General features: G+C 37.3%; 12 protein-coding genes. 7 read left to right on the top strand and 5 right to left on the bottom strand.

Going from position 1 to position 13,527, the window contains the following annotated elements:
- Position 1 precedes the first annotated feature (1 nt).
- The 5 genes from PMI_RS08390 to PMI_RS08370 are packed head-to-tail and all read left to right on the top strand — an operon-like array spanning position 2 to position 4,127.
- On the top strand, positions 2–694 hold the full coding sequence (locus PMI_RS08390) for a Gp138 family membrane-puncturing spike protein (protein ID WP_012368086.1): 693 nt from the start codon (positions 2–4) through the stop codon (positions 692–694).
- On the top strand, positions 691–1,035 hold the full coding sequence (locus PMI_RS08385) for a contractile injection system sheath initiator (protein WP_004243617.1): 345 nt from the start codon (positions 691–693) through the stop codon (positions 1,033–1,035). The genes PMI_RS08390 and PMI_RS08385 overlap by 4 nt, the downstream gene beginning before the upstream one ends.
- Positions 1,028–2,215: a baseplate J/gp47 family protein gene (locus tag PMI_RS08380; RefSeq protein ID WP_012368085.1), complete on the top strand. Its 1,188-nt coding sequence runs from the start codon at positions 1,028–1,030 to the stop codon at positions 2,213–2,215. Before PMI_RS08385 ends, PMI_RS08380 begins: the two co-directional genes overlap by 8 nt.
- Positions 2,212–2,868, top strand: a complete 657-nt coding sequence (locus PMI_RS08375) for a DUF2612 domain-containing protein (RefSeq protein ID WP_004243615.1) — start codon at positions 2,212–2,214, stop codon at positions 2,866–2,868. The genes PMI_RS08380 and PMI_RS08375 overlap by 4 nt, the downstream gene beginning before the upstream one ends.
- Before the next feature lie 5 nt (positions 2,869–2,873).
- Complete coding sequence (locus PMI_RS08370; RefSeq protein WP_012368084.1) at positions 2,874–4,127, top strand: hypothetical protein; 1,254 nt, start codon at positions 2,874–2,876, stop codon at positions 4,125–4,127.
- 260 nt (positions 4,128–4,387) lie between these two features.
- Here PMI_RS08370 and PMI_RS08365 read toward each other — a convergent pair whose 3' ends face one another.
- Positions 4,388–4,567 (bottom strand): GhoT/OrtT family toxin, encoded by a 180-nt coding sequence (locus PMI_RS08365; protein ID WP_012368083.1) that lies wholly within the window; start codon positions 4,565–4,567, stop codon positions 4,388–4,390.
- 566 nt (positions 4,568–5,133) lie between these two features.
- Here PMI_RS08365 and PMI_RS08360 point away from each other — a divergent pair.
- Positions 5,134–5,676 carry a DUF924 family protein gene (locus PMI_RS08360; protein WP_004243612.1) on the top strand — a complete coding sequence of 181 codons (543 nt, stop codon included), beginning with the start codon at positions 5,134–5,136 and terminating at the stop codon, positions 5,674–5,676.
- Between the two features lie 115 nt (positions 5,677–5,791).
- Here the strand turns inward: PMI_RS08360 and PMI_RS08355 are convergent, their stop codons facing one another.
- From PMI_RS08355 to PMI_RS08340, 4 genes are all read right to left on the bottom strand, one after another.
- Positions 5,792–6,568, bottom strand: a complete 777-nt coding sequence (locus tag PMI_RS08355) for a dimethyl sulfoxide reductase anchor subunit family protein (protein ID WP_012368082.1) — start codon at positions 6,566–6,568, stop codon at positions 5,792–5,794.
- 3 nt (positions 6,569–6,571) lie between these two features.
- Positions 6,572–7,189, bottom strand: coding sequence for a DMSO/selenate family reductase complex B subunit (locus PMI_RS08350; RefSeq protein ID WP_004243609.1), 618 nt, complete (start codon positions 7,187–7,189; stop codon positions 6,572–6,574).
- An 11-nt stretch (positions 7,190–7,200) separates the two neighbouring features.
- A complete protein-coding gene (locus PMI_RS08345) occupies positions 7,201–9,639 on the bottom strand; it encodes a DMSO/selenate family reductase complex A subunit (protein WP_012368081.1) in 2,439 nt (812 codons plus the stop codon).
- Between the two features lie 353 nt (positions 9,640–9,992).
- Positions 9,993–11,249: a mechanosensitive ion channel family protein gene (locus PMI_RS08340; RefSeq protein ID WP_004250735.1), complete on the bottom strand. Its 1,257-nt coding sequence runs from the start codon at positions 11,247–11,249 to the stop codon at positions 9,993–9,995.
- A 599-nt stretch (positions 11,250–11,848) separates the two neighbouring features.
- Between PMI_RS08340 and PMI_RS08335 the strand changes: the two genes are divergently transcribed.
- Entirely contained in the window at positions 11,849–13,486 is a 1,638-nt protein-coding gene (locus PMI_RS08335; protein ID WP_004243605.1) for a hypothetical protein, read from the top strand.
- Positions 13,487–13,527: the final 41 nt, after the last annotated feature.

The raw sequence follows: 13,527 nt of genomic DNA, 5'->3' as shown, positions 1-13,527 counted from the left end.
TATGAGTAAACCCAATAACGATATTGCGAGTGTTGGTTCACTGGCAGGGGCTTTCTCGTCCGCATTTCGCCATTTGATGATGAATACGGATGATATGTTGCCCGCAACAGTCATTGATTATGATGAAAAAAGCAATCGAGCCGTGATCAAACCACTGGTGATGATGTTAACCACGGATAATCAAACTATTTCACGAGCACCCGTTGCAAATATTCCCGTATTTCGCTTTGGTGGCGGAGGTTTTTTTATTAGAGCCCCGATTAAAGCGGGAGATTTTGGTTGGTTAAAAGCTAATGATCGTGATATTAGCCTTATTTTTCAACGCGGTGGTCTAGAGGATAGACCTAATACCACCCGATTACATACCTTTAGTGATGCGATGTTTTTTCCTGACACCTTAAAAGGTTGGGTGATCGACGGAAAAAATATTGATGCTTTGGTTATTCAGTCAATGGATGGTTCTGTCTGCTTTTCTCTTCATAACGATAAAGTTGTACTAGAAACCCCCAAGTATGAAATCAATGCCCCAGAAACGATATTTACCGGCAATGTCACAGTAAATGGTAATTATGCGGTAAATGGAAATAGTGATTCTCAAGGGGGCGTGATGCGTCACAACGGGAAAGATATCGGTTCAACCCATCGCCATAGTGGCGTACAAGCAGGCAAAGATAACACAGGGAGTCCAATATGAGGACATTTGCTATAAACCAGCATAATGATCTGGTGATTGATGCTAAAGGTGATCTGCAAATTTGTGATAACGATGAAGCAGTAAAAAACCTTTGTCAGCATTTTATTAAAGCGGTTCGTGGTGAGATGTTGCATAAAAAAGATAAAGGTATTCCTTATTGGTCAGCAACATTTAGCCGTCAAGTTGATATTCCTTTATTTGAAATGGCTTTTCGACAACGTCTGGCTGAAATCGAGGAAGTTGTGGCTATCAGCCATTTTAATGCCTTTTTAGATAATGGCGTACTGAAATATCAGGCGGATATACGCACGATATATGGAGGATTTACATTACATGGCTGATTATCGATATATTAATAATAAAGGTGTTATTGTTCCTGATACGGCAGCGCTACGAAAGGAGGTAGAAGACGAATTTCGCACTGTCTTTGGGCAATCAATCAATTTATCGCCAGAAACGCCCCAAGGGGTTTTGGCAACAATGGAAATTGAAAATCGCGATGCCATTGTGCGTAATAATGCCGAACTTGCTAATCAAATTAATCCCGATATTGCTGGGGGTATTTTTCTTGATGCAATATGGGCGTTAATGGGAGGAGAGCGTATTAATGCCACACACTCCTATTTAAGTAATGTGGAATTTATGGGAGTGCCCGGCACCATTATCCCTAAAGGTTCACAAGCTCTAACGATAAATGGCGCAGTATTTGAAACATTAACCTCTCTTATTATCGCAGACACTGGAAAAATAACTGGGGATATGCGCGCTAAAGAGTACGGGCCTATCACTTGTGGTATTGGGCAATTAAATAAAGTGGCAAGTTCGGTATTAGGCTGGGAAAAAGTCAATAATACCACGCACGCTATTATTGGCCGTTATGCAGAATCTGATATTAAAGCCAGGCGTCGGCGTAAACAGACTCTTGCTAAAAATACCATCAGTGTTGCCCAAGCTATTACATCGTCCCTCTATGAATTAGCAGGGGTTAACTCTCTCTCTTTTCGAGAAAATTTCACTGATAAAACATTAACTATCGATGGTATTTCCTTATTGCCACATAGCATTTATGTCTGTGTTGAAGGGGGAGACAGCCATGAAATTGCCAATGTTTTATTAAGAACGAAAACAATAGGTGCGGCGTTTAATGGTGATATTGAAATAAATCTCTTAGAGCCAGCAAGTGGTCAAGCATATCCGATTAAATTTTCACGACCAAAAGAAGTGACGATTTTTTGCAAAGTTACCGTTAAAAAATCCTCTTTTGATGCACAAACCATTATTCCTGATGCACTAGAAAAATGGAGTCATGGAGAGATAGAGGGGGATAATGGGCTGGTGGTAGGGCGAGATGTCTCTCCTTTTGAGATTTCCGCTGCCGTCAATGCTGTGGAGCCACATTTATTTGTCACAAAAGTGGAGTTATCAACAGATGGAAAAAATTGGCATGTAGCATTAATTCCCATTGCCATTAATCAAATTGCCCGCTTACCTAAAGGGGCGATACAAGTGGTGATGGTATGAATATTCAACAGTTTGATTATCATTCAGATCTTCTACAAGCGATACTTTGGCAATATGAAAATGCCGATAAATTAAAATCACTGGCTCATTTTAAGGCAGACTATTTTCACCAATCCACCGTGTTATTTTGGCAAAATTGGTATCGCGATATATTTAATATTGATACCGCCAACGACTTTGGTTTAGCAGTCTGGGCGCGTATTTTAGATGTGCCTTTAGGCATTGATATTTCCCCAAGTGAGAAAACAAAAATAGGTTTTGGCTTTGGTAAAAAGAAAGCTAATTTTAACGCAAATTTTCGACGCAATACCGATTACACCTTATCACTGACGTTAGATCAAAAAAGAATGTTGATAAGAATGCGTTATTTTAATCTCACCCAAAGTCCGACGGTCACCAATATTAATCAATTTTTAAAACGTTTTTTCTGGCGAGGTGAAAGTAAAGTATTTGTACTTGATCCCTTTGATATGACGTATATGTATTACGTTTTTAATTTTAATCCAGATGAACGCTTACGTTTATTATTAGAAAACTTCGATTTAATGCCACGTCCTTCTGGCGTAGGCGTCAAATATCGCATCATAACTAAAAAAGCATTTGGTTATGGTTCATATCGTAAAAATTTCTTAAAGAGTAATTTCGGAGAATAAATCCTATGACTAAAATATTTAAAATCCCCTTTGCCACGCAAGGGGATAAAACAGTTGTGCCTGTAGAGATCCAAACAGATGGCTCAGTATCTTATACTCAAGGTTACGGTTATGATTATGAGCGTGACCAAGTCACTGATCCGGCCGCAAAAGATATTGAACGTGAAAAAATGAATAGCCTATTTCACGATATCACCGAGTCTATTGGTGAAATGCAATTACAAGGTTTTGCTAAATGGTCAGAAGCGGGCAAGCCCTATGCTATTCGTAGTGTGGTTTATCATAACAATAAGGTATGGCAGTCTAAAATTGAGAATAATAATATTGAGCCTATTGCCGGTAATGCATGGGCTGAGTTAAAAGCTGATATCACCGCGAATGAAGTGGGCGCTTATAACAAAGCCGAGGCTGATAAGCGTTTTCAGCCGGTGGGTAAATATCAAGCGGAAGGTTATAGCTATGCAAAAGCGGAATCTGATACTAAATATCAGCCCAAAGGCAATTATGCTCCTGCGGGAAATTATGCGAATAAAGGCGATAGCTATACCAAAGCAGAATCTGATGGGAAATATCAACCTAAAGGCAATTATCAAGCTTCAGGAGATTATGCCACTAATACCAATTTAAAAAATGAGCTTAATAAAAAATTTGATAAGGGTAATATTTCTCAAGCGACCGGAACCTCAACGGCTCATGTTATTAGCCAAAAAGCCGCTACTGATGCTTTTCAGCCAAAAGGGAATTATCAACCCAAAGGCAATTATGCATTAGTGGGTGCATCCTATACGAAAACGGAATCTGATAATAAATATCAACCTAAAGGCAATTATTTAGCGACAGGTTATAGTTATTCTAAATCAGAGTCAGATGGTAAATATCAGCCGAAGGGGAATTATCAACCCAAAGGGAATTATGCAGTTATTGGGAGTAGTTATACTAAGGCGGAAAGTGATAGTCGATATCAAGCTAAAGGGAATGTTACTCTTAAGGAAATATTTAGTAGTAATAAAGGATTAACTGATGGTCAGTCAGTCCATATTAGTATGGATTGTCGAGGACGATTTCTATTTATTTCTGCAAATCATTCAGGAGGAGGAAAGCCATCACTTTGTTTAATACCTATGGATGATTTTCCTATTTGTGTACCACTTGGTGCTGGTAGTTATGCAATTGTTAGATTGAAAAATAATGGAATGATATTTCAAGTCGATTATCAGTATAATGATTCAGCTATCCATAAGGTTAATGTGTTGGTTTAATCTATTCACTTTTGTTTGAAAATATACAAGCTCTATATTTGTTGTAAGTGAATATAAATTATATTTTCTTTTCAACAGAGATTTTTTAGATATCTCTGTTGAAGATTACTATTTTAAACATTATTAATATTATGTTCTAATCATAATAATTAATTTTGGAATAGTAAATTATATAATATTATCTAAAGAGATATAGGATAATAAATTATGGTATAATAGAACATTTCAAAAAAAATTTTTACATGGTTATTTATAAATAATCAACCAAAAATAGAAAATATAATGGCCATTGGGAAACTCAATGGCCATGTTATTGCGATAAGAAAAGCACTCAGCAGGCGCATAGCTAAGCTGGGATCTTTGGTTAAAAAGAAGGTGATAATAAAAGAGAGTACAGCCCCAATTAGGTAGCCTATTCCAATAATTGCAATAACAGACATAGTCGATCTTCAGTAAAAAAATTGCAGTAATTGTACGCTAATTTTGTTAAAGAAACAGACTAAGAAGAAAAAATTTCAACAAATGTCATTAGCAATTGGTGTTTTTTTAGCATTTATTTCATTATTGATCGCATATTTTACTTAAGTAACATCCAACAAGCTTATAACAACTTTTCTTGTTTTACCGCAGCCTTTGCTACTGTAAGTCTTTTTAATACCCTAACACTATTTTTTAAGCTTTATCCCTTTTAGGCTTTTATCTATTCTATTAACGATCCCAAAGGGGGTTATAGTAACAACATCCTTATTATATTGATTACTAAGTTACATATATCATTAACAACATTGTTTAGAGTATAACTTGCTCATGGATGGGTAACACTTAAAGGAGCTAAGTGTTAACTAGGACGTGATTAAAATCCTCTTGTTGCCTTTAAAGAGGATTTATTTTTTTGTTTTTTTAAAGAAGCTCGATCCCTGTAACCTTTTTCATACTATTCATAGGTTAAAAATCAGTATACTTTAGAGATAATATTCTTATCAATTTATATAAGGTGGTTATCGCTATGGTTCCTTACCAACCCGTATTAACCTTTTGGTTTGAAGAATGTACCCCAAAACAGTGGTTTCAAAAGGATAGCGCTTTTGATAAAGAAATTAAGGATAGATTTGGTGAGCTATGTATTAGCGCAAGTCGCGCAGAGCTTGCCTCTTGGCGCGAGAGCATTGAAGGGCGGTTAGGGGAAATTATTATTCTAGACCAGTTTTCACGTAATATTTGGCGTGATACACCAAAGGCTTTCGCCCAAGATAATATGGCGTTAATTCTTGCTCAAGAAGCCATTCGATTACCCGAATATCTCACCCTGACACCAGTAAAACGCAAATTTCTGATCATGCCATTTATGCACTCAGAATCACAAAAAATCCATCAAGATGCCATTGCGTTGTTTTCACAATTAAATGATGACGACACGTATCAATATGAATTACGCCATAAAGAGATTATCGATAAATATGGTCGTTATCCTCATCGTAATGAAATTTTAGGGCGTACTTCCACACCAGAAGAGTTAGCGTTTTTACAACAACCCGGCTCCTCATTCTAAAAAGAAAAAATGCATATCTAAAAAGATATGCATTTTGTTTTTCGTTTCTTGCCGATGACTATGCTTATGATGATAAATCAATAATGATAGAGCGTCATAGCACAGAAAACCAATATTACATGGTTATATGCCATAAGTTATAAAAGGCAATGCGACCGGATAATTCAGCAATTACGACCGCTGCGGCACAAGTGGCTAAGGTCAGTTTTGAGGTTTGCGCTTTTAATGCACTAAACCCGACAACCACAATACCTAATGCTAATACTGCTAATTGGAAACCCCAAAACAGTGATTGCTCAGCACTTAATTCTGGGCCATTAAAGCTTAGGAAACTGACATAACCGGAGCGTGCTGCAAAGGTAATTATGGCACCGATAATAAAGGACAATGCCCCTAAACGTCTTGCACCACTGACCATCGCAAGTACCCCACCGCCAATTAATAGCGTCATCCAAAACTGTAATGTGGTGTAATCTGTATTCCAGTTAGCAATTGTTGGAATATGATAAACTTGCGGAATTGACCAAACAAAAGCTAAACCAAAAATAACGGTAAATAGATTACAAATTTCACGTAATCCCCGCCATTTTTTCATAATAGTGAGTGCCACTGTTGCAAAAGCAAAACCAGTAAATACACCACTTAGAAAAGCTTCGTTACTCATTGGAGAACGGCCTACGCCTAATAACATATTGAAAAAGCGTAGTGGCTGACCTACGTGTAATCCACCAATACCTAAGCCCACAAGCATTAATATCAGAGCAAGAATATTGGCATTACGCAGTTGTTGTTCATCAATTTGACCTAACTTTTTACTGATATAAGCGATCAGAAACAGACCTGCTGCGCTAGAGCCTAAAACAGTAAAAAAGACAAGAGGAAGTTCATGCATGGTTTATACCTCCGCCGCATTTTGAACTGAGCCGGTTTTATCACCAGAAGGTTTTGCATCTTTATGTGCTTTTATCACGATATTTGGGTTAGTTAAGCTTGGATCTGGCATTGGTGCGATACCACACTCTGTACCATGTTTCGCTCTGATCACTTCAATATCATCAAAATCCAGTGCACGTTGTGGACAAGATTCAACACAGACCGGTTTCATACCTTGGGCGACACGCTCATAGCAACCATCACATTTTGACATCAATTTTTTCTTTTCATCAAACTGTGGTGCGCCATAAGGGCAGCGTAATTCACAATAACGGCATCCAACACAAACATCTTGATTAACAACCACTAAACCGTCTTCTTCACGTTTATGCATCGCGCCAGTAGGGCAACCTGCCACGCAAGTAGGGTTAGAGCAGTGGTTACAAGAAATTGATAAATAATAACTATAAATATTTTGTGTCCAGATACCGTCTTGTTTTGCCCAGCTACCACCGCCATATTCATAAACACGACGGAATTTAGGGCCTAAATCTAAATCTTTTTCGTCCTTGCAACTGACTTGACAGGTTTTACAGCCAGTGCATTTAGTGGAGTCAAAATAAAAACCATATTGTTTCATGAGTTAACTCCTTATGCACGTTTCACTTCAACAAGGTTAGTATGTTGTGGATTTCCTTTAGCAAACGGCGATGGGTGCCAGCTTGTTAATGTATTAATACATCCACCGGTATCTACACCTGTTGTATCAAGTGAACGCCATGCACCTTGTGGTACTGCAATCACACCAGGTAATACACGATCTGTCACTTTGACTCGAATATGCAAGCGACCACGTTCGTTATAAATCTCAGCAATATCGCCAGATTTTAATCCACGCTGTGCCGCATCAACGGGGTTTAACCAAAATTGATGAGGAATAGCTTCACGTAACATTGCGACGTTAAAATAGGTAGAGTGGACATGACCTTTATCGTGGAAGCCCGTCATTTGCAGTGGGAACTTCTCTTTTAAGGTAACGTTTTCAACACCTTCTTCATTTTTACAATATTCTGGAATTGCTGGAATACGATCACCTTCTGGTAAGATCCAACCTTCAGTGTCTTGCATTAATTTCTCAGAATAGATTTCAATTTTACCTGATGCTGTTTTTAGTGGGTTGGCGATAGGATCTTGGCGAAATGCTTCTAATGCCACATAAGCGCTACGAGGAGGAAGTTTTCTATCCACAATCCCCATATCGTTAGTTTCAGCAAAAGAAGGAAGCGCTGGGTTATTTGCTTTTACTTGGTTATAGCAATACTCAATCCACTCTTGGTAGGTTCTACCTTCAGTAAATTTCTCTTTAACACCTAATTTTTCAGCGATATCTGCCAATACATCATAGTTAGGACGATTTTCCCATAACGGCTCAATGGCATTTTGTAAACGCACCATATAATGATACGCACCACTAGCATAAGAGTTATTGATAAGATCGTTAGTTTCCACAGTAGTGACATCAGGCAGTAAAATATCGGCATATTTTGCTGATGGTGTCATGTGGTTATCCCACACTAAAATAAATTCACATTTTGATTCATCTTGCAGTAATTCATGTGTTTTATTGAGATCAGCATGCTGGTTACCAATCACATTACTGGAGTAACACCACATAAATTTAATGCCCGTATCCAGCTTATCTTTATTTCTGACACCGGCATTTTTACTGGTTAACTCTTCACCACGAGCAACTGCTTCAGACCACATAAACGTTGGGATCTGGGTTTTTACTGGATTTGGTATGGCAAAACTTGCGACAGGGTATTCAATGCTACCGCCCCAACATCCGGTATTAGTACCAGGACGACCAATATGACCAGACATTAATGGCAACATCATAATTGCACGGCAAGCTTGTTCACCATTACTGGTACGCTGAATACCCCAGCCTTGGGAGATCCACGCAGCTCTGGCATTACCAATTTCACGTGCTAATTGAATAATACGTGCAACGGAAATTCCGGTTAATTGACTTGCCCATTCAGGGGTTTTAGCAATCCCATCAGGACCATTACCGAGAATATAGTCTTTGTAAGAGCCATTTTCAGGTGCTGAGGCTGGCAGAGTTTGTTTATCCCAACCGATGCAATATTCACGTAAAAATGCCTCATCAGTGATGCCCTCTTGGATCATCACATAACCTAACGCAGCCACTAATGCAGCATCAGTACCCGGATAGATAGGGATCCACTCTGCACCTAATGTTGTGACACTATCAGTACGACGCGGGTCGATAATAATTACTTTACTTTTACTCTTATCTAACGCATTCAGTGTTTCATAGAACTGACCACCGCCAGACATACGAGTTTCAGCAAGATTATGACCAAACATCACAACCAGATCTGAGTTTTCGATTTCTGTTAACAGAGATTCCAGCATATCACCATACACATAAGGGACGATGCCGGTTAATTGTGAATAAGAGTAAGTACCGTAGTCACTTAAGAAGCCACCGACTGTACTTAATAGACGTTTACAGGCTGTTCTACCATGTAAATTCGCTCCGGTAGATCCAGTACCATATTGGTAATAAATAGCCTCATTACCATAGGTATCGATAGTATATTTTAGCTTATCAGCGATAATCGAAGTCGCTTCATCCCAAGAGATACGCTCGAATTTACCTTCACCACGTTTACCGACACGTTTCATGGGGTATTTTAAACGGTCTGGATTATAAGTTTTCCAACGAACGGAACGTCCACGTAAGCAAGGACGGATCTGATGAAGACCAAAGGTTGAGTCATCAAACATGGTTTCATTGGAAATACGGCGGATCACGCCATCTTTAACATGAACTTTTAATGGGCAACGACTACCACAGTTCACTAAGCATGCACTGTATTTGATGGTTTCAGACGTCTCATCAGGACGAATACCCTGGGGTGTTTGAGCATTAGCAGAGAAAGGTAATGATACCGTTCCAGCTACAGCAGCAGCGCCAGAAAGAACAGCTGCAGACTGAATGAAGCCACGCCGGCTCATTTCAGTGATAGAAACATTATTTTTAATTTTTGACATTGACATTACCCTAACATTTTTCACAACAAATAAAGTTGTATATCTATGTTAAGTTATTACACCTATACCTATAATGATTTATATCAATATAAAAAATGTTAATAAGGTTATCTAAAAAAATAATTATTAAACAATTGGTTACATTTTGCGGTTAATACCACTTTAGTGGTAAATAAAATATCAAATATATAGGTGGAAACAGTGATTCGATATATAAAAAATAACATATCGATTTTAAAAAAATAGCCTAAAACAAGATTGTTAATATGATAACAAAGTCGTTAGTTATAAATATTTGTTAATTTATTTAATAGAAAAAAGGGAGAATTAATCTCCCTTTTAAATAATGAACGCTAGGGCTATGGTGTGTCGATATTGGTAGGGAATTTTAATGCTCTAACATCGCTACCTGTTGGTGATTGGTGTATTCGTAAACCAAACTGAGGAAGAATAGCGAATATATGATCAAAAATATCGGACTGAATAGCTTCATACTCTACCCACACGGTTGTATTGGTAAAGGCATAAATTTCGATAGGTAACCCTTCAGAGGTTGGGGCAAGCTGTCTTACCATAATGGTCATCTGTTTATGGATCTTCGGATGATTTTTTAGATAAGCTTCCACGTAAGCGCGAAATGTACCGACATTCGTCATACCACGTTGATTAAGTGGCATTTGATGCTCATGACAAAGGCTAGCGTTATAGCTGGAGATTTCACCTACTTTGCTTTTTATATAAGGTTCAAGAAGCTGTGCCTTTTCTAATTTATCAATATTCTCTTGATCTAAAAAGTAAATACTATTGATATCAAGAGATAAACTGCGCTTAATTCGACGCCCACCTGATTGTGTCATCGCTTGCCAGTTTTTAAACGAATCAGAAATTAAAGAATAAGTAGGAATGGTCGTAACGGTATTATCCCAATTACGTACTTTTACTGTGGTGAGGCTAATATCCACTACGGCACCATCAGCACCATATTTAGGCATTTCTAACCAATCACCCAAGCTAATCATATTATTGGCGGAGAGTTGAATACCGGCAACAAGTCCCATAATTGGATCTTTAAATACCAACATCAACACCGCAGTCATGGCACCTAAACCACTTAATAAAATAAGCGGTGATTTACCGATCAGTAATGAAACAATCATGATACCAATCAGCACGCTGGCGACTAATTTTAAACTTTGGAAAATACCTCTAAGGGGTAATCGGCCAAAAGAAGGGGAATTTCTCATGATCTGCAAACAGAGATCCATAATTGAGAAAATCATCAATAAACCGAAAAGTAAACACCATGCTTGAGCTGTAGTGGTTAATATCTCCTGTGTCTTACCGGGTCCCATCCATAATAAGGCTTGGATATTAATGACTACACCTTGGATAAGAAAGGCAAATCGACTGAATAACTTATTAATTTCAAAAGAGAGTTGCCACTTTTGATCGTATTTACTGATAGCTTTTGAAAGCTTAGGGAGCACAAGTTTGTGCAAAATAAAGTGGAGAACAAGAGCAACAACAAAAATGATCAATAAAACAAGTAACAGAGAAGTGATTTGAGCGTACTCTTCATTAAACTGACGTATCCATGTAAGCAGTTGCTGCTGCATAAACTATCCTCATCATAAAAGGTGATTTAATACTAGGGTACAAGAAGAGGGATTTTAGTTCAAACAAGTGAAATTTTTGTTACTAAAGATGCGCGAAGAGTAAGATAAGAAAAAATCAAAGAGATAGAAAATAAAAGCCAGATAGTGCCTCTTGCGATATAGAGTGCATTTTCTGGCTTTATGCTTAGTTATTCTTTTTAATACAAAGAATTACAATAAACGAGTTGAAGATAATTTAACAACAACTTGGTGCAGATGAGTAATAAAAGAAGTCATTGATTTCATATTAAGTATCCTATTAATAAAATGTGATTCTCGTCACAAATATTTTCTGATACTGATTCTAATCACATTTTCATAACAGTCAATAGCTTTATACAAAAATATTTTAAATTTTAAATTATTTTTTATATTGAAAGCATTTTTTGTTGGTAACCATAGCTTAAAAACGTTTGAATTTATATCTATCTCTTTGTTTTATAATTATTTTTATTTTTCCCTATCAGCAATACTCAGTTGACTTTTTTCTATTGTGATTTTCACTGCATTTTTTTTCTTTAAGCTGAACATGGAACTTAGCAAAGAAAGGAAATGACGCGATGACTATCGAAACAAAAGAAGAACGTTTACAAAAAATCTTAACAGCTGAAAACTGCAAGGATACCGCAAAAACACCACCTAAGCCTGTTCATCCTCAAGCTGATGAGCCTGATACAGATCCCGATAAAAATACAGTTACAGAGATTAAATATAATCAAATAAAATCTTCGCCAGATGAGCCTGGTAACGAAGTAAAAATGAACGGGATAATTAGCTATGAAGTAGAGGTAAAAGATAGTGATTTACGTTTGGCTCAATGGAGTACAAATCCTAAAGGAATTTTAATTTTACCCAACAACAAAGATGTTTATACCACTATCGTTGATGACCATAAAACGAAGATCTCTTTAACTGGCAATCGTAGTGGAGTGGCTTCATTACAGTTGATTCTAAGAGATGAAGATAATGAAGATAATGCCTATTATGCCCCGCCGTTGCAAATTCGAGTGACACCCGCGATCCCTAATACCGATTGCTCAGCGGCTAATTGTGAGAGGTTTGATGATTTACTGACAATCAACTCTGAATCTATGCAATGGCCGAGCAAATGGGAAGAGGTATCTAAAAGCTTTGTGGTACACCTTCAAAATCAAGAAGGTGAAGATATGCAAAACAAGGAGGTCACATTAGTTTACGATAAAGACAACAGCACACTACTTACTCAGCCTGAAATTTATAATTCCGAAGGTGAGTTAAGCAATATTTCAAAAACCAATAAATATGGTATTGCAAACTTTAAAGTTAGATTTAAAGGTACCGAGCCAAAGCAGATTGCTGTTTTTTATGCTGAATCAGAAAACAGTGAAGATATAGATAACCCACTCAAATCAAGAAACTATTATGTTGAAATGACGACAGAGAAGTTGCCGTCTCCTAAGGTTCCTGCAACGCTAAATGGTATTCTAAGCTATCATAGTGAAAATTACTGTGTAAATGCGAACCTAATTTTAGGTCGTGATATTAGTGAAAGTACACAAGTAGGGTTCTATTTTAATGATCAACTTAAAATGTTGCCCTGTACTGATAAATCAGCGGTATCGGTCAGGTTAGAGAATCAAGCCTTAACGAATGGCGTTCATTATATCTCTTTCTTCACTGTGGATATTTTTAACAATATTTGTTTTTCACGCCGTGAACGTATTATTGTGGATAATTCCTTAACTGGGGAATGCGGTAAACAAATTAAAAATATTGCACCGAAGCCTTGTATTAGCGTCACTATTCCGCAAATTTGCGATCGTTATTTTAATTCTGTCAATATTCGGCTTGTGCCTTCTTTATGCTTACAAATTAAAAACCGTGTTGCAAAATTGGATATCCAAAAAATGGTTATAATCTTTAATGGATATACTAAAGTCAATAGCAGTGAGCGGACATTGGTTTATCGTTCTACATTAGAAATTTATGCCGATGATCCTCGTTTAGGTGATTTCCTGCAAGATACTACACCAAGCAATGAGCCGATAAGTATGATTGAAATATCAGAGCCTGCATTAGAAAGTATTTTGGCGGATGCATTGCCAAATATCGAAGTGGGACAATTAGGTATTCAGGTGATGGTATTTGAGAAAAATGGCAACTGTTACTTATGTGGTGAAAATATGTATACCGTTTCTCTACGCTTACCTTGTGCTTAATATACAACTTTTTTGCTTACGATTTAGAGCCACATTGTGTG

The sequence above is a fragment of the Proteus mirabilis HI4320 genome, assembly GCF_000069965.1.
Classification (GTDB): domain Bacteria; phylum Pseudomonadota; class Gammaproteobacteria; order Enterobacterales; family Enterobacteriaceae; genus Proteus; species Proteus mirabilis.
Note: the sequence above shows the minus strand (reverse complement) of the source record. Positions and strands in the feature narration are given on the sequence as shown.